This is a genomic window from Bacillus sp. AFS088145, from assembly GCF_002564465.1.
Classification (GTDB): Bacteria; Bacillota; Bacilli; order Bacillales; family Bacillaceae_G; genus Gottfriedia.
Map to the genome: position 1 here is coordinate 120,116 of NZ_NUUX01000005.1, position 17,057 is coordinate 137,172.

Genomic DNA, 17,057 nt, shown 5'->3' on the forward strand with positions numbered 1-17,057 from the left:
AGTTATAATTTTTGGGAGCTACTTAATGTGGCTCCCTTTAATAATAGTACCCTACATAACTTAGCAAGAAATGTCGGATTGATTAATTTCGTACCTGTTATTCTATTGATGAAGGAGGTTATAAAATGGATTTGTTAAAGAATATGAATGATGCTCTAGTATATATTGAAGAAAATCTGACAAGTGAGATTGACTATAAAGAACTTTCTAGACGGGCTTTTTGTTCTGAGTATCACTTTAAAAGAATGTTTTCGTTTCTTGCTGGAATTTCTCTTTCAGAGTATATACGTCGCCGCCGTCTTACCGCTTCTGCATTTGAACTTAAAGATCATAACAAGAAAATAATTGATATTGCTTTAAATTACGGATACAATTCTCCGGATTCCTTTACGCGAGCCTTTCAAAACTTACATGGAATTACTCCGTCAGAAGCTAGAAATAACGGTAATTCGCTAAAAGCATTTCCACGAATGACCTTCCAATTATCAATTAAAGGGGGAAATGAAATGAACTATCGTATTGAAGAAAAAGAAGCATTTCGAATCGTAGGGATCAAAAAGAGAGTTCCGATTATTTTTAATGGAGTGAATCCGGAAATTGCATCCATGTGGAAAACTTTAACGATGGAAAAAATAACGAAACTAAAAGAACTCTCCAATGTTGAACCCAACGGCATAATAAGTGCTTCAACAAATTTTTCTGAAGATAGAATGGAAGAAAAAGGAGAGCTTGATCATTATATTGGTGTTGCCACTACAAATGACTGTCCTAATGAGTTAACTCAGCTTGAAGTTCCTGCATCTACATGGGCAGTTTTCGAAGCAATTGGAAAATTTCCAGATGCATTGCAAGAAGTGTGGGGACGAATTTATTCTGAATGGTTTCCATCTTCTATTTACCATCAAGTAGAAGGTCCCGAAATTTTATGGAATGAACAGAAAGACATCACATCACCAACTTTTAAGAGCGAAATTTGGATACCAGTCTCTAAAAAATAAAAAAAAGAAAGAGGCATACGCTCTTTCAGGTTTCTGAATGATTGTTATTTAAGTGATCTAGTTTATTTGAAATACTTTTAAGAATTTGATTTTTCTCCTGTTGAATTTTTAGGAATTTTAAAAGAAACCAAATCATAAAGACAAAAGGTGCTATGTAAAACAAAATCGGTATGATTGAAAATAAAGGAAAAAACATGTTATGCATATTAATTTCACTCCTTTTGGAAGATTATACCATAATAATTAGATTAAAACCTTCTTATTATTGAAGGTTTTTTTATTTATAACTTATTCAGTTAGATTTTTGTTTAAGAATGATTTTAAAAGGAAAATTGCGTTATTTAGAGAATGTACTATTAATTAAGAAATTACTATAAGTCGAATTTAATAGTAGGAGAAAAAAATGAAAATAGTAAAACAATGGGTACAAGAAGATAGTGATTTTATTAGAAAAAAAGTAATTGAATTTAATGCTAAAAACCTTCCTGAAGAGAGGAAAGCACCGTCTGAAAATATAAGCTTTGTCGTTAGAAATGATCAAGAGGAAATAGTAGGTGGAATTACAGGAAGGATGTATTGGCACCATTTATCTATCGACTTCTTATGGGTGTCAGATGAATATAGACATGAAAGTTTTGGTAGTCAGCTAATGAATCAAATGGAAGAATTTGCAATCGAAAATGGATGTCGCCTTATTAAAGTAGATACTTTTAGTTTTCAAGCTCCAAAATTTTATAAGAAGCATGGTTTTAAAGTATTTGGAGTAATTGAGAATCATCCAAAAGGGTATAATCAATATTATTTTGAAAAAAGATTATAAGAAAAAAACTAAATTTTTGACGACATGAAGTTGCTTTTGCAGCTTATTTTTTTTAGCTTTTAGACTTAAATGGTATGATTAATTAAAAGTTGATGAGACAGGAGGAATCGTTAATGAGCGAGCTTAATTTATTGTTTCGAAAAAGAATCGGATTACGAGATACTGAATTGATTAACTTTAATAATTTAAATGACGTTCTTGAAAAAACTGCCAAAAATATACCTTTTGAAAATCTTTGTATTATAGAAAATAAAACGAATGAGATCACCCGAGAAAATTTAATTAGTAAATTATTAGTAAAAAATGAAGGTGGTCTCTGTTATGAATTGAATTCATTACTGTATTTATTTCTTCTTGAAAATGGGTTTAACGTGAGGTTAGCAAGAGGGGTTGTTTATGACAATATAGCTCAAAAATATCCTACTTTTGGAAGAACACATGTCACAATCCTATTAACACAAAATGAACAAACCTACTTAATTGATACGGGATTTGGAGCGAATCTTCCTTTAAAAGCAGTTCCCCTTACCGGTGAGATGATTACTTCTAGTAATGGTGAGTTTCGAATTAAAAAAGAAGACACAGAATTCGGGGATTATGTATTGCTGTTAAAACTAAAACATAAAGATCCCAATTGGAGAATTGGATATGCATTTGATTCACGCGATGTGATTTCGAATGTGTCCGAATTTAATGAAATTCAAACAATTATTGCTGACCACGTGGAATCTCCATTTAATAAAAACCCTTTAATGACTCAACTGACAAATGAAGGAAATAAAACTTTAACGATTACTTCTTTTACACAATGGATTAATGGTGTAGTCACAAAAGAGGATATTGATGAGATGAGATATAAGGAATTAGCAAAGCAACATTTTGGTCTTTAATAAAAAATAGATTTACGATTTATTAGTAAACACTTAGATAATTTTTGGTGAAAATTGTTAATAACTTTCATCAAACCATTCTATTGCCTATGAAAATTTAATGATCTATCATTTGCTTAATAAGTAATCAACCAAGTAATTTTAGGAGTGAAAAGCAATGAGTAGTGCAAACAGAGGTGTCAATATTGGTCCACCTCGTTTTAAAATAGCAGTTCATGCAATAGTTTGGTTGGCAAATAGTGGTGGAATGTTATCAAGCGCAATGATTGCAGAGCAAGTGGATTCTCATGCGACATTCATGCGAAGAGTAATGCAATCTTTATCCTCAGCGGGTATTGTAGAATCCAAAGGTGGACGTGAAGGTGGTTATATTTTAAAAAAGGCGATTGATTCAATTACCATAGGTGAAATCTATACTGCTGTTAATAAGGGTCCCATAGAACAAGAAATGTCAGTTGACTGTGGTGAAGCTGCAGAACAGCTAGATTTAGAAATAGAAAGAATACTATTTGAAGCGGAGCGCCATGCTTTAGATTATTTAAAGCAATTTACAATTGAAGATGTTATGAATCGAATTGATTTTTTTTTAAGGATTAAACTTAGTATACTAGCTTGATAAGGAATTAAAAGTACTAAATAATATAGCAGGTGATACTGCTTTTTTATTTTGTCTAAATTCTGTTTTTTAAATTGCTTTTATAAAAATGAAGGATAAAGAAATTATATTGCATTCTAATCAAAATTTTAAATTGAATAGTTACTTTTGTAGTAATATGTGCTTTTTTCAATTGCATATATATTAGTAAAGGGGTGATAAAAAAATGGATATTTTATCAATTATCTTGCAAATTTTATTAGCTCTTATGTTTTTAATTGCTGGGTTAGGTAAACTTTTTGGTTCAAAAACGAGTGTTGAAAGTTTTAACCACTTGAAATTAGCACAATGGTTCAGAGTAATTACTGGATTAGTAGAATTAGTTGGAGCGGCTTCACTGATTATTGGATTTTGGGAAGAAAGTTGGGTTCCAGCGGGTGGTTTATTACTAGGAGTTGTGGCAATCGGTGGAATAATTTCACATATCCGTGTTAAGGATTCGTTTAAACAAACTTTTACAATATTGTTATTAGGTATTATTGCGTTTGTACTTTTATGGATTAATTATTCTGATCTTTCAAGTTTCCCGGGATTTAATTAATTTACGATCAATATATGCAGGGATTAATAAGGCGACGACAGAATAATAATGACAGTACTTAAATCAATCTTATATGTAAAAAGGAGCGATTTTAATAATGTATGATATCGTAATTATCGGCGCCGGACCGGCAGGAGCAAGTGCTGCTTTATTTGCAGCAAAAGCTGGTAAAAAAACGTTAGTTTTAGACAACGACAAGAGTATTACGAAAAAAGCATGGATTGAAAATCATTATGGGGTTTCAGAAATTACAGGCCCGGATTTAATAGAAACAGGAAAAAATCAAGTTAGAAAATTTGGAGCTGAAATTATCCAAGGTACTGTAGGTAACATAGTGAGTACAGAAAATGGCTTCAATATTGAAACTGAAACAGCAACTTATGAGGCAAATCAAGTGATTTTAGCTACAGGCTTAAGTGTGGATTTAGCTGAAAATGTGGGACTAAAAACAAAGGCCGGAACAGAACCTCGCATAAAGACCGTACTTGATGTAGATTCGACTGGTAAAACAAATGTTGAAGGAGTATGGGCAGCGGGAACTGTTGCAGGAACAAGTGTGCATACGATTATTACAGCAGGTGATGGAGCAAAAGTTGCGATTAATGTTATTAGTCAATTAGATGGGAAACGATATGTTGATCACGATGTTTTGAAATCATAATCTATTATTAAATAAATAATTTAGCATTACTTCAATTGAAGTAATGCTTTTTTTATAAACTAATTTTAAATTTTTGTAGACTAATAGCTAATCTACTTAATAAAGATGTATCTGTAATAATTCATATTTTCAATCAATATATTAGAAAGTGAAATGAATGATGTTAGGAGGGGACCGATTGTCGGATGCATTTATAGCACGTTCTTTAGATGAGATTCAGTTTTGGTCAAGGATCATGAAAGAGCATTCACTCTTTCTTAAATTAGGCTTTAATTGTGATGATACTGAGTTAATTCAAGAAGCAGATCAATTTTATCAAGTTTTTGAAGCAATAGGAAATAAAGCCCAATCATTTTCGCTTCAAACGGATCCTCAGCAAATTAAACAGTTTAATAATGAGGTTCATCAAGCAGCTTCCATGATTTGGGCATATAAGCGGAAAATCCTTAATTTACTCCTTACTTGTAAAATAACGGGCAATAACTTTCCTTTATTAGTTGACCATACAAGTAGGGAAGCAGCTTATTTTGCAAATCGCTTGACTGAATTAAATAATGGTCAACTCCAACCGCTACCTGCTGCAATTATCCAGGAAAATGTTTTCTTTTTAAGAATTATGGCAGACCATGCAAAATTTATCGGACATTTATTAGATCCGTCAGAAAGAAAACTAGTAGATCAAGCGAGGGAATTTAGCCATGATTTTGATCAACTTTTATATCAAGCAGTAGATTTAGAATCAATGAGACCACAATCGGAAACAATACCGATACTTGATCAATTCCTTGATGAAAACCGAGTATCGGTAAAATCACTTAGAGATTTTAAGAAAACAGCTCGCGACCTAATAGAAGCTTGTAGAATTAAAAGTATCATTCACCCACTGCTAGCTGACCATGTATTTAGAGAAGCAGATCGATTTTTGCATATAATTGACGCGTTCGAAGCACAGTTAACAGGCAATAGAAATAGGAATGTTATACTGGACGACCATTAAGAACAACGGAAGTTACCAATATAGACAAGAAAAAAGAATCTGATTATAGATTCTTTTTTTACTGCGCGTTTTAATGGATAGGTTACGCATGAGTATATAGAAAAGGGCATCCTTTTTATGTAGAAATTATTTTCTCTGACTATAACTCTTTAACAAATCTTCAATTAAAAAGCCATTAATTTTCAATCCTGATAAATTGCAATTATTAATTTCGACATGACTTAAATCACAGTCCGTGAACTGACTATTTGTTAAATTGCAATTCTCAAATTTAATAGAACTAGAGTCATCTTCTGGAATGACAATATTACGGAAGATTGTACCAGCTAAATGAACATGATCAATTACTAAGTCTCTTAAATTACCATTTGTTATTTTTGTATTAGATAAATTAACATCTGAAATTCGAGTTCCAAATAAATTCACGTCATTTAATTCGAGATTTCTCATGTTTGCATTTGTAAATTTCGAATTCGCCAAGCTTACATTATTAAAGTCTAAGTTTTCAGCTCTTACTTCATTAAAAGTTGAAAAAGACATATCTGTTTTTTGTAACTCAAATAATGCAGTCTTCCAATTTGACATTTCTTCTCCTCCTAAAGCTTTGATAATTGAATATATTTAACTTTTTTCCTGAGAATCCCTTCACTCTTAATCATTTTTATTTTCGACAAATAATTGAATCAACTTTTATTTTGTATCTCATACTATATAAAAATCTTAAATCGTTTTGAAATAGTTTGACTTTTCAATATCTTTTTTATAAAATCTTTTTAACATTTGAATAAAAGCAATGAAGAGGAAAAGTAGAATAATGTTATTTTTTATAGAGAGCTTCGGTAGCTGAAAAGAAGCATGAATACTTATTTGAACAATGGCCTCGGAGCTTCGTACTGAACGTATATTTCATATTAGTAGGCTACGACAAGAGTTGGCACTTGTTACCAAAGTCACAGTATATAAGCATTTTTATGCTTTTCGTACTTGCAAAGACAAATGTATGCAAATACTTTGTGAACTAAGGTGGTACCACGTGGATATTAAACCTCGTCCTTATCTTTTATAGATAGGGGCGAGGTTTTTTGCATTTAATAAATTAGGAGGAATTGGAATGAATATTTTTATTGGAGGAGCTTGGCCTTATGCAAATGGTTCATTACATTTGGGGCATATTGCAGCTTTACTGCCAGGTGATATTCTAGCTCGATATTTTCGTTTAAAAAAAGAAAATGTATTATATGTTTCAGGAAGTGACTGTAATGGAACACCTATTGCTATTAAAGCAAAACAAGAAAATGTAACTTATAAAGAAATTGCAGATCGTTACCACCATGAATTTGAGGATAACTTTAAGAAATTAGGATTCACCTATGATTATTATTCAAGGACAGACGCCGAGTATCATCATCATACTGTACAAGAGATTTTCTTAACTTTATTACAAAATGGGTTAATTTATAAAAAAGAAATTGAACAATGCTTTTGTGAAGAATTTGAACAATTCCTACCAGATCGTTATGTAGAAGGAAATTGTCCAAATTGTGGTCAACATGCGCGTGGAGATCAGTGTGATTATTGCTCTGCTATTTTAGACCCTTTAGATTTATTAAATAAAACATGTAAGTTATGTGGAAATCCTCCATCTGTAAAAAAAACAGAGCACTTTTATTTTTCATTAAGCAAGTTACAAGAGTAGCTAAAGGAATATGTTGATTTTGCAAAAATGAGTGGATGCTGGCGTTCGAATGCTATCCAATTAACAGAACGATATTTAAATGAAGGGCTTCATGACCGAGCAGTATCAAGGGATTTGCCAAATGGAGTAAGCGTACCAGTCAAAGGGTATGAAAAGAAGAAAATTTATGTTTGGATCGAAGCAGTATCTGGTTATTATTCAGCAAGTAAACAATGGGCACTTAGCACGAATCAAGATGACACTAACTTTTGGAAAAAAGAAACAACATCATATTATATTCATGGTAAAGACAATATACCGTTCCATTCAATTATTTGGCCATCTATTTTAATTGGTTTAAAAAAAGAGACTCTTCCAACTCATATTGTTTCAAATGAATATTTGACGCTTGAGAAGAAAAAACTGTCCACTAGTAAAAACTGGGCAGTATGGGTACCATATTTAATCGAAAAATATCATCCAGATTCAATCCGATATTTTTTAACTATAAATGCTCCAGAAAATAGAGACACTGATTTTTCTTGGAGGGAATTTATTTATAGTCATAATAGTGAACTATTAGGCGCATATGGGAATTTTGTAAACCGCACATTAAAGTTTCTTGAAAAATACTATAATGCGGTAGTCCCAGAAGGGGAAATTGAACAATCGATTAGATTTGAAATTAAAGGGCTTTATAACGCTGTTGGTTCACAGATTGAATCGGCTAATTTCAAAAAGGCCATAGAGGAAGTATTTGAATTTATCCGATCTGCAAATAAATATTTTGATGAAGCTGCGCCTTGGAAACAAGTTAAGGAGAACTTGATTGAGTGTCATAACACGATGGTGAGTTGTGTATATGCTATTGCCAACCTGGCGCAAATCTTACATCCATTCCTACCTTTTTCGAGTAATGAAATAAAAGAAATGCTCAATTTACCAAACTTTGAATGGAAGGAAATTTCTCCGTTTTTAGTAAAAATTAACGAAGTAAAGCCTCTTTTTGAAAGAATTGATGTAGGTAGAATAGAGGAAGAATTAGAACAGTTAACTAACCAATCGAAAAATTAATAAAATAAAGCATTAAAAATCAGTATGATCTTTAATGCTTTTCTTATGGAAAAATATAAAATAATTGCTAAAGATTTTAATATAGAACGCTGATAAATTCAAAGGCTGTAAAGATAAAAGATCCAAAAATAATAGTTGCTCCTGTTGAAGTGAAATATTCATCAGGATCGATGATTACAGATGTTGTATGCCATCCATTAATATCAGGTGTTGCCTCACCAGTTGTACGTGGAGCAAATTTAATATAAAGCATGAGTAATAGAGCAAATAGACCAACAAATGGTGCAGTAGATGAAAATGGCATATCAAAATAAAGTGCAATTAAAAATGATATAAAATATAAAACTATAATTGATATACTTAATTTTAAGAATTGTTTAAGCCAGTAATTGCGTCGATTGATTGGCTGGTCGCGCAATACTTCTTTCATTTTCTGTGTATCCTTGTATCGAAAATATAATCCGACTGGCCATGCAATTAAGAAGCAGATAAAGGTAAAGGCTAAGCATAGTATAAGTTTTCCTCCGAAAGCTGTTATGAATAATGACATATTTTCCTCCAAAATTTAAATGATTATTATTATTTTATCAAACTTTAAAATTAAAAATATTGGAAAATGTAAAATCAAATAGAAAATGTAAACGTTTTATTTAACTGGCTTAATAATGTATATTATAAAATAATTGAATATAAGCACTATTCTAGTAATCTCATAAAAATTAGAATAGATAAATGAGGTGAGAAAATGAAGAATATTATCGTATACCATTACGATGCTTTTAGTAAAGAGCCCAATAAAGGAAATCCAGCTGGAGTCGTTTTAGATTGCGATTCTTTGACTGATTATGAAATGCAGGATATTGCGAAACAAGTGGGATTTAATGAAACTTCATTTCTATTAAATTCGAAAGTTGCTGATTATAAAATTCGTTATTTTACACCAGGGCATGAAATGGATTTATGTGGTCACGGGACAATGGCAGTCATATATGCTTTGGTCACTAGAGGGATCATTGAGTTTAAAAGTGAGTTAACGATCGAAACAAAGGCTGGGATTTTGCCAATCAAGATTCATAATTCAAATAATGAGATCTCCATAACGATGAAACAAAAAACACCAGAATTTGTAGAGTTTAAAGGCTCGATTGATGATGTAGCGTCCTCAATTGGTCTTAGTATGGAGGAAATCGATAAAAGTCTACCGACTCTGTATGGAAGTACAGGTGCCTGGAATTTACTTTTACCGATAAAAAAATTATCTTCATTTGAGAATATGAATCCTAATAATCTACTTTTTCCTAGTATATTGAAAGAAATTCCAAAAGCGTCCGTTCATCCATTTTGTTTAGAAACATACGATTCAAATGCAGATTTTCATGCTCGTCATTTTTCTTCTGCATTTTCAGGAACGATTGAAGATCCGGTTACAGGGACTGCTTCTGGGGTTATGGGAGCTTATTATGCTAAATATATTGATAATGATGCTAATGATGTAATTGAATTAGTTGTTGAACAAGGTACGGAAATTCAGAAAGACGGACGTGTAAAAGTAAATGTTAAAAAAGTAAATTCGACTTATGATATAGAAATTACTGGAAATGCGGTTTATGTTAAGGAGATGGAATATCAAATATAAAATGAAAAGGAGTACGGTATGTTTTTGAGCGATGAACTATATGGACAATACAATATTGATCAAGTACTTGTTGAATTAATAAATACAAAACCTATACAACGGTTAAAAAAAATCCATCAAGCTGGTGCTACATTTTTAGTGGATCATCATTTTAATGGAAATCGATATGACCATTCTATTGGCGTTATGTTGTTAATTAAAAAGTTAGGTGGTTCTGTAAGGGAACAAATAGCTGGTTTATTACATGATGTTTCTCACACGGCATTTTCTCATATTATTGATTTTGTTTTTGATAATAGTGAAGAAAATTATCATGAAACAATCTTTGAAAAAGTAATTTTAGATTCGGAGATTCCTTCAATACTTGAAAAATATCAAATAGATAGTAATGAAATTTTTGAAATAGACAATTGGGAACTACTTGAAAAAGAGCTTCCGAAGTTATGTGCAGATCGAATAGACTATACATTAAGAGATATGCATACATATTTTGGAACACCAAAAAAAGAAATTGAAGCATTTTTAAATTCATTAGTTATTGTAGATGGAGAAATCTGTGTAAACTCTATTGAAATGGCGGAGTGGTTTACAGTGATTTATTATCAACTTGCGATTGATTATTTTTTAGATCCGATTAGCATTTATTCATATGATTCACTTGCAAAGATTATTAAACTGGCATTACAAAATGAAATGATCAATTTAAACGATTTATTATTGGACGATATGCAGTTAATGACATTAATTCAAGAAAGCAATGATAAAGAAATTCTAGAATTAATAAACTGTTTAAATGCAAAAGTTGAGCTCGAAGAAAATGATCAGGATTATGATATTCATCGAAAAGGTAAAAGAAGGATTATCGATGTGTCTGTATCATTAGACGGAAAAACTATCCAACAATCATCTCTTTTATCAGACAAAATTGCTAAAATGAATAAGATCGCAATTGAAAAGTCTGAAAAAGGAACATTTGTAAAAATTAAAAGATAAAGTAAAAAGAAATTTGAAGTATGTAAATTATCTAGTTTGAAGCTAGGGGGAGTCCTATTGAAATCAGAGCTAGAACTTATGGAAATGCATATTAACGTATTATTTAAACACGATGAAGTTGGAAAAATAACACAGATAAATGAACCACCATATACAAAAGCACCAAGATTTTATATAGGAAGCACCAAAATGGGAAATGTGAAAAGGTTTTTAGATTGTCTCAAAAAAGAGGAACTAACTGAATTAGAGAAAGCCTTAGATACAAACTCTAGTATACCAATAGTAAATATCATGCAGATTTTAAGTGGAAATCATCAGATAGACAGTTTATGGATGGGGCCGGCATATGTATTTCAAACAGTTGGCAAGGCATCATCGAAAGCAATTAAAATTACCCAGGCAAATAAACAATATTTATTACCGAACTTTCCTTATACATATGAGGAGCTAGAAATGAAAGAACCATGTTATGCAATTATTGAAAATGACATAGCCGTATCGATTTGCTGTAGTGCCAGACAATCAGCCGAAGCTGCTGAAGCAAGCGTATATACACTCGAGGACTTTCGTGGAAAAGAGTATGGATTAATCGTTTCAAATGCATGGGCTGCGGACATCCAAGGCCAAGGGCTAACTGCTTTGTATAGTACTTCTTGGGATAATTATGCATCGCAGGCAGTTGCACGAAAATTAAAATTAGTTCAATATGGAACGGATTTACATTTTAGTTAAGGATGTATAAGTTGAATTGACCTATATTAAGAAATAATTCTCTTAAGATCATTAAAGGAGGATTTAAATGCAGTACTTTATCGGAATTGCGCCACCAGAGAATATGAAATTGATATGTCAAAAGAATTAGCCATCTTAAATTTAAGAACATTAAGTAGCATTACTTCTCAAAATGAAGTAGTGCTTTTTAATTGAAATATAAGTGTATTATTACTTGAAAGCTAATATAATTAATGAATGTTATTTAATCAATTTTAGTGTAGTAAATCTGTTTGAAAGAAGGAGAAGGATGGAGAATCAATTTTCAGTTAAACAGGCAAGTTTCCTAATATTAGTAACTTTGACTGGAATTATTAGTTCCGTCATATTACATATCTCTCTCGTATTTGGAATTTTACCAGGATTAATTTTTTTAATCGTATTAAGTTTAAAAAGAGGATATGCAGTTAGAAATATTATGAAGTTAAGCTATCAAGGGATGGGAAAAGTTAAAATTGTTCTCTTTATCTTATTTTTAATTAGCTTTTTACTTCCATCTTGGTATTTATCAGGAACGATAACATCGATGGTTTCGATTACTTTACAGGCAATAAATCCACATCATTTTTTTGTGTTTTGTTTTCTAACGACGATGATTTTTTCAATGATTTTGGGTTCGTCGATTGGAACATTAAGTGCTTTAGGAGTTCCTCTTATTAGTAGTGCCATACTACTGCATATACCTGTGGAAATATCGGCGGGAGCGGTTATTTCGGGTGCATTTGTTGGTGATCGAACGTCACCTTTTTCAAGCGCACATCAACTTTTAGCTAATATTCTTGAAACAACTGTTAAAAAACAAGGTAAAGCGATGCTTTTTACATCCATTACTGCTGTAATCGTAACAATCATATTTTTTAGCGTAATGGATTTACAGTTTGCGCAAGGAATTACCCAGACACATCATGAAATCGTGAGCAATAAGGATATTTCATTCATTCAATTTATTCCACCGATTTTATTAGTTGTACTTGTTTTATTTCGAATTAACATTATTTACTCGTATGTCATTAGTATTTTTTCTGGAAGTTTAATAGCTTTGTTTAATGGAATTTCTTTTAGTAAAATTGTGAATTCTTTTTGGCACGGAATTAATGGACTTGGTGGAGGGCTAAGTCATATGTATAGCTTGTTATTGTTTATTGCTGTAGCAGGAATTTATAATGCATTGTTAGAGGAGCTTAATATCATTCAGCCTATGCTAGATAAATGGCTTCAAACCTCAACTTCAATGTTATCCGATTCTCTAAAAACAATTGGTGCAACAGCTGTTATATGCGTAATAGCAGGTAACCAAACGATGCCTATTATTTTAACAGGACGATCTTTTTTAGCGCATTGGTCAAATAAATATAACAAAGAAGAATTGGCTCGGTTAATGGCGGATACAACTTTATTATTTCCAGCGATGATCCCTTGGAATGTTCTTGCAATCATGAGTAGTACAGTCATTAATATGAAGTTACATGAGTATTTACCTTATGCAATATTCTTATGGCTTCTTCCATGCTTAACGATTTTCATCAATGTATTTAAAAAAGTTAAGACTTACGAAACGAAGTATGAGGTCAGTTCTTAATCAGCAAGGGTAAAAATATAGAAAAAGAGATAAATAGCTAATATGCTATTTATCTCTTTTTTTCATACAACACTAGCAGACTGTATTTCTTTTAATTGTCTAACTGTAATACTGTATTTTGTACGTATAGCTTCTAATTCCATTATAGCCACATCTATGTATTCGGGATCTGCATAAATAAAATTAATTTCTTTTAGCTCTAAAAGTTTTTGTAAGCTTCTTAACTCATTATGTAAAAGTTGTGATGGCGTTTCATCAATTAAATGGTTTTTAGTAAAACGTTGAAAGAATGATTTGAATTTGACAGTTTTTCTACTAATTTGTTCTTGACTCGTTATTAATTTTGACATTCTGTAATCCTCCCTAAATATAGAAAATATCTACTATTTGAAGACGTAGGCTTGTCCAACTTAATAAACTTGAAAGAAACTTAAGAATTGGTTGTTCTAAATCTTATTACAGCGTTGGTAAAAATATTCATGTAAATTTTTAAAAATATATTTTTTTACTAAAATTGATTCTTTATAAAAAGATGGTTTAAAAGTAGAACGATTTAGAAAAGCTTTAAGTGTATTTACAATTTAATGTTTTGCACCATTCTGTTACACTAAAGGAACATAAAGGTTTTTCTTTATGCAAAATGAATAATTTGAAATAAGTGAGGTCAATATTTATGGAAAAGATTGAAGTAGGCGAAATTCTAACACTTAGCTATGATGAAGGAGACGAGCAAGATTACGAAGTACTAGGCTCAATTACGATTGAAGGTCATGAATATATAGCAGTAGGTTTACTTGAAGAAGTAGAAAAAGAAAGTGAAGAGGATATTGATGTTTTCTTCCTAAGAGTCGAAGAAGATGGCGAGTTTTACGATATAGAAACAGAAGAAGAGTTTGAAAAAGTTTCAGCTGCTTTTGATGAAGTCTTAAGATAATAAGATCAGAAATAAGTAGGATTAAAGCATTGGAATACGGGCAAAGGAATAGGAAGTATTTCATAATTTTAATAAAATTAGAACACTTGTAGATCATACAAAGTGTTCTTTTTTGTATGTTTATGTAGAAATATGTAGGTTTTATTAAAAATTAGCAGTACAAACTATTAAATTTTCGGTATACTACAAATAGCAATTATATTAGGAGGAAGCTTATGAAATTTTCATTTAGAAATTACGCTTTCCCTTTGATTTTACTAAGTAGTATCATCATAGGTTCAGTCATCGGTTACACTAACGAAAGCGTAGGAATAGCCCTTAAACCAATAGGGGATTTCTTTTTAAACTTATTATTCGTAGTAGTTGTACCGCTTGTGTTTTTCTCTGTAGCTTCAAGCTTTGCAAATGGTGGAGGAGAAAAATTCGGTAAGATTATGCGAAATATGTCAGGGGTATTTTTATTTACAGGTATTACTGCAGCAATCATAATGCTTGTTGTTATGAAAGTTTATCCACCTGCACATGGGGTTCATATCCCAATTGTTAAGCCAGATGCAACTGATAAAGTATCAGTAGCGGAGCAAATTGTAAATACATTTACGGTGAATGATTTCTCAGGCTTGTTCTCAAGAAGCAATATGTTAGCAATTATTGTATTTGCTGTATTAGTTGGTTTAGCAACGAATAAAGCTGGCGATAAAGCAGACATTGTTAAAAAATTATTATCAAGTGCTAATGTAGTAATTATGAATATGGTTAACTATATTATGTATCTTGCACCTGTGGGACTTGGAGCTTATTTTGCTTATCTTGTTCCAACATACGGAAAGGAATTACTAGGTTCATATGAGCGAGTTTTTGTTTTATATTATGTAACTGCTATTCTATTTTATTTTATTGTTTATAGTATTATTGCTTATATGGCCGGAGGTAGTTATGGATTTAGAATTTATTGGAAAAATGTATTACCTTCAACGTTAACATCTTTAGGAACTTGTAGTAGTGCAGCAACAATTCCAACAAATTTTGAATCAGCTGAACAAATGGGCGTATCTAAAAATATTAGAGAGACTGTTATTCCTTTAGCTAGTGCATTACACAAAGATGGATCTGTTATGGGTGGAGTCGTAAAAATTGCTTTTGCCTTTGGTGTATTTGGAATGAATTTCTCTGGTTTGAATATTTATCTTGTAACAATCGGTATTGCATTACTAGTGGGTATGGTAATGGGAGCAATTCCGAATGGTGGAATGATTGGGGAAATGTTAATTCTTTCTCTGTTTGGTTTACCAGTAGAATCTTTACCAATTCTTGCGGCAATTAGTACGTTAATTGATCCGCCTGCAACAATGTTAAATGCAACAGGTGATTTATCTGTAAGCATGTTAGTTGAGAGATTGACTAACGGGAAAAAGGCTGCATAAAAACGAAGACTGGGAATCTCCCAGTCTTTTATTTTTGTAAGAGTATTATTCCTTGTCTTCTCATTTTTCAAGTTTCAGTCATAATACCTCCATTTACATGAAGTACTTGGCCTGTTACATAAGAAGAGTCATCAGAGGCAAGATATATTTCAAATCAATCGATACAAAAAAGAACACATAGCTTATTATGTGTTCTCATTTTTAAAAGATTATTTTAAGTTTTCAGGGTTTAATCCTTTTAATTCTTCGATTACGAAAAGACCATCTTTACGGATTAAAACGTCATCAAAATAGATTTCTCCTCCACCGTATTCAGGACGTTGGATACAAACCATATCCCAGTGGATATTTGAGTTGTTACCGTTGTATGCTTCATCATAAGCTTGACCTGGAGTAAAGTGGAAACTTCCATCGATTTTTTCATCGAATAAGATGTCTCCCATTGGGTGTAAGATGTATGGATTTACACCAATTGCGAATTCACCGATAAAGCGTGCACCTTCATCTGTATCAAAGATTTTATTGATACGCTCAGTGTCGTTAGCAGTTGCTTCAACAATTTTACCTTCTTTGAATTTAAGTTGAACATTTTCAAAAGTAAATCCATTGTTAGGAGATGGCGTGTTATAAGAAAGTGTACCATTTACTGAATTACGAACAGGTGCTGTAAATACTTCACCATCTGGAATATTCATTTCACCAGCACATTTAATAGCTGGGATATCTTTAATTGAGAATGTAAGATCAGTTCCAGGTCCTTTAATTTGAACTTTATCAGTACGGTTCATTAATTCAACAAGAGCATCCATTGCTTTGTCCATTTTACCGTAATCTAAATTACATACATTAAAATAGAAATCTTCAAATGCTTCAGTGCTCATTTTTGCTGATTGAGCCATTGAATCAGTTGGGTAACGTAGTACAACCCATTTAGTATTTGGAACACGAATTGCTCTATGTACTTTTTGGCCTACAGTTTTACCATGGATTTTAGTTTTTTCGTCTGGTACATCAGAAAGTTCATTAATATTAACACCTGAACGTAAACCGATATAAGCGTCCATATCTTTCATTACATTTGCTTCGTATTCTGCTACTTTATTAAAGTGTTCTTCAGTAGCACCCATTAATAATGCGCGATCTACTTTATGATCCTTGATTGATACGAAAGGAAAACCACCAGCAGCATATGCTTCTTTAACTAAAGCTGTAACTAATTCAGTTTCTAGCTTAAAGTTTTCAATTAAGATTTTTTCTCCTGGTTGTAATTTTACTGAGTAATTGATTAAGTTTTTAGCTAATTTTGAAATACGTGGATCTTTCATTGAAAATTCCCTCCAATAATTATAACTATATACCTATTGTAAACTATTTAGTCAGTTTTGTTTACTAAAGTATTCTTTTTTTAC

The 17,057-nt window shown here is 31.7% G+C and carries 17 protein-coding genes, 2 pseudogenes and 1 other annotated feature; of the genes and pseudogenes, 14 read left to right on the plus strand and 5 right to left on the minus strand.

Annotated elements, in window-relative coordinates; all coding sequences use genetic code 11:
• Positions 1-125: 125 nt before the first annotated feature.
• The 7 genes from COI44_RS02540 (at position 126) to COI44_RS02575 (ending at position 5,562) form a co-directional block, all read left to right on the plus strand.
• Positions 126-998 (plus strand): AraC family transcriptional regulator, encoded by an 873-nt coding sequence (locus COI44_RS02540; protein WP_098426509.1) that lies wholly within the window; start codon positions 126-128, stop codon positions 996-998.
• Between the two features lie 403 nt (positions 999-1,401).
• Positions 1,402-1,818, plus strand: coding sequence for a GNAT family N-acetyltransferase (locus COI44_RS02550; protein WP_098426511.1), 417 nt, complete (start codon positions 1,402-1,404; stop codon positions 1,816-1,818).
• Positions 1,819-1,931: 113 nt separating this feature from the next.
• Complete coding sequence (locus COI44_RS02555) at positions 1,932-2,708, plus strand: arylamine N-acetyltransferase family protein (RefSeq protein ID WP_098426512.1); 777 nt, start codon at positions 1,932-1,934, stop codon at positions 2,706-2,708.
• A gap of 157 nt (positions 2,709-2,865) precedes the next feature.
• Entirely contained in the window at positions 2,866-3,324 is a 459-nt protein-coding gene (locus COI44_RS02560) for an RrF2 family transcriptional regulator (protein WP_098426513.1), read from the plus strand.
• A gap of 205 nt (positions 3,325-3,529) precedes the next feature.
• Positions 3,530-3,904: a DoxX family protein gene (locus tag COI44_RS02565; protein WP_098426514.1), complete on the plus strand. Its 375-nt coding sequence runs from the start codon at positions 3,530-3,532 to the stop codon at positions 3,902-3,904.
• Positions 3,905-4,001: 97 nt separating this feature from the next.
• Complete coding sequence (locus COI44_RS02570) at positions 4,002-4,565, plus strand: FAD-dependent oxidoreductase (RefSeq protein ID WP_098426515.1); 564 nt, start codon at positions 4,002-4,004, stop codon at positions 4,563-4,565.
• 178 nt (positions 4,566-4,743) lie between these two features.
• Positions 4,744-5,562, plus strand: a complete 819-nt coding sequence (locus COI44_RS02575) for a DUF2935 domain-containing protein (protein ID WP_286163720.1) — start codon at positions 4,744-4,746, stop codon at positions 5,560-5,562.
• A gap of 126 nt (positions 5,563-5,688) precedes the next feature.
• Here COI44_RS02575 and COI44_RS02580 read toward each other — a convergent pair whose 3' ends face one another.
• Positions 5,689-6,147, minus strand: a complete 459-nt coding sequence (locus COI44_RS02580; protein WP_098426517.1) for a pentapeptide repeat-containing protein — start codon at positions 6,145-6,147, stop codon at positions 5,689-5,691.
• 199 nt (positions 6,148-6,346) lie between these two features.
• Positions 6,347-6,620 (plus strand) — a binding site (T-box leader).
• A 53-nt stretch (positions 6,621-6,673) separates the two neighbouring features.
• Between COI44_RS02580 and metG the strand changes: the two are divergent.
• A pseudogene (metG, locus tag COI44_RS02585) lies at positions 6,674-8,311 on the plus strand (methionine--tRNA ligase).
• Positions 8,312-8,387: 76 nt separating this feature from the next.
• On the opposite strand, the gene COI44_RS02590 reads toward metG, so the two are convergent.
• Entirely contained in the window at positions 8,388-8,861 is a 474-nt protein-coding gene (locus COI44_RS02590) for a hypothetical protein (protein ID WP_098426518.1), read from the minus strand.
• Positions 8,862-9,056: 195 nt separating this feature from the next.
• On the opposite strand from COI44_RS02590, the gene COI44_RS02595 reads away from it, so the two are divergent.
• The 4 genes from COI44_RS02595 (at position 9,057) to COI44_RS02610 (ending at position 13,290) form a co-directional block, all read left to right on the plus strand.
• On the plus strand, positions 9,057-9,947 hold the full coding sequence (locus COI44_RS02595; protein WP_098426519.1) for a PhzF family phenazine biosynthesis protein: 891 nt from the start codon (positions 9,057-9,059) through the stop codon (positions 9,945-9,947).
• A gap of 18 nt (positions 9,948-9,965) precedes the next feature.
• Positions 9,966-10,940, plus strand: a complete 975-nt coding sequence (locus tag COI44_RS02600) for an HD domain-containing protein (protein WP_098426520.1) — start codon at positions 9,966-9,968, stop codon at positions 10,938-10,940.
• A 57-nt stretch (positions 10,941-10,997) separates the two neighbouring features.
• On the plus strand, positions 10,998-11,672 hold the full coding sequence (locus COI44_RS02605; RefSeq protein WP_098426521.1) for a GNAT family N-acetyltransferase: 675 nt from the start codon (positions 10,998-11,000) through the stop codon (positions 11,670-11,672).
• Positions 11,673-11,961: 289 nt separating this feature from the next.
• The gene (locus tag COI44_RS02610; protein WP_098426522.1) at positions 11,962-13,290 is read left to right on the plus strand and encodes a Na+/H+ antiporter NhaC family protein; all 1,329 of its coding nucleotides are present in this window, start codon (positions 11,962-11,964) and stop codon (positions 13,288-13,290) included.
• Positions 13,291-13,352: 62 nt separating this feature from the next.
• Here the strand turns inward: COI44_RS02610 and COI44_RS02615 are convergent, their stop codons facing one another.
• Positions 13,353-13,640 (minus strand): hypothetical protein, encoded by a 288-nt coding sequence (locus tag COI44_RS02615; RefSeq protein WP_098426523.1) that lies wholly within the window; start codon positions 13,638-13,640, stop codon positions 13,353-13,355.
• A 323-nt stretch (positions 13,641-13,963) separates the two neighbouring features.
• On the opposite strand from COI44_RS02615, the gene COI44_RS02620 reads away from it, so the two are divergent.
• Positions 13,964-14,224, plus strand: a complete 261-nt coding sequence (locus tag COI44_RS02620; RefSeq protein ID WP_049819710.1) for a DUF1292 domain-containing protein — start codon at positions 13,964-13,966, stop codon at positions 14,222-14,224.
• Positions 14,225-14,439: 215 nt separating this feature from the next.
• On the plus strand, positions 14,440-15,648 hold the full coding sequence (locus tag COI44_RS02625) for a dicarboxylate/amino acid:cation symporter (RefSeq protein ID WP_098426524.1): 1,209 nt from the start codon (positions 14,440-14,442) through the stop codon (positions 15,646-15,648).
• A 67-nt stretch (positions 15,649-15,715) separates the two neighbouring features.
• Here the strand turns inward: COI44_RS02625 and COI44_RS24945 are convergent.
• Positions 15,716-15,796, minus strand: a pseudogene (locus tag COI44_RS24945) (SDR family oxidoreductase); the annotation flags it as partial.
• Between the two features lie 61 nt (positions 15,797-15,857).
• Positions 15,858-16,973, minus strand: coding sequence for an aminopeptidase (locus tag COI44_RS02630; RefSeq protein WP_098426525.1), 1,116 nt, complete (start codon positions 16,971-16,973; stop codon positions 15,858-15,860).
• Positions 16,974-17,057 lie beyond the last annotated feature (84 nt).

Coding starts and splice junctions, on each gene's coding strand:
- COI44_RS02540 (WP_098426509.1), top strand. CDS start 126: ATGGATTTGTTAAAGAATATGAATGATGCTCTAGTATATATTGAAGAA.
- COI44_RS02550 (WP_098426511.1), top strand. CDS start 1,402: ATGAAAATAGTAAAACAATGGGTACAAGAAGATAGTGATTTTATTAGA.
- COI44_RS02555 (WP_098426512.1), top strand. CDS start 1,932: ATGAGCGAGCTTAATTTATTGTTTCGAAAAAGAATCGGATTACGAGAT.
- COI44_RS02560 (WP_098426513.1), top strand. CDS start 2,866: ATGAGTAGTGCAAACAGAGGTGTCAATATTGGTCCACCTCGTTTTAAA.
- COI44_RS02565 (WP_098426514.1), top strand. CDS start 3,530: ATGGATATTTTATCAATTATCTTGCAAATTTTATTAGCTCTTATGTTT.
- COI44_RS02570 (WP_098426515.1), top strand. CDS start 4,002: ATGTATGATATCGTAATTATCGGCGCCGGACCGGCAGGAGCAAGTGCT.
- COI44_RS02580 (WP_098426517.1), bottom strand. CDS start 6,147: ATGTCAAATTGGAAGACTGCATTATTTGAGTTACAAAAAACAGATATG.
- COI44_RS02590 (WP_098426518.1), bottom strand. CDS start 8,861: ATGTCATTATTCATAACAGCTTTCGGAGGAAAACTTATACTATGCTTA.
- COI44_RS02595 (WP_098426519.1), top strand. CDS start 9,057: ATGAAGAATATTATCGTATACCATTACGATGCTTTTAGTAAAGAGCCC.
- COI44_RS02600 (WP_098426520.1), top strand. CDS start 9,966: ATGTTTTTGAGCGATGAACTATATGGACAATACAATATTGATCAAGTA.
- COI44_RS02610 (WP_098426522.1), top strand. CDS start 11,962: ATGGAGAATCAATTTTCAGTTAAACAGGCAAGTTTCCTAATATTAGTA.
- COI44_RS02615 (WP_098426523.1), bottom strand. CDS start 13,640: ATGTCAAAATTAATAACGAGTCAAGAACAAATTAGTAGAAAAACTGTC.
- COI44_RS02620 (WP_049819710.1), top strand. CDS start 13,964: ATGGAAAAGATTGAAGTAGGCGAAATTCTAACACTTAGCTATGATGAA.
- COI44_RS02625 (WP_098426524.1), top strand. CDS start 14,440: ATGAAATTTTCATTTAGAAATTACGCTTTCCCTTTGATTTTACTAAGT.
- COI44_RS02630 (WP_098426525.1), bottom strand. CDS start 16,973: ATGAAAGATCCACGTATTTCAAAATTAGCTAAAAACTTAATCAATTAC.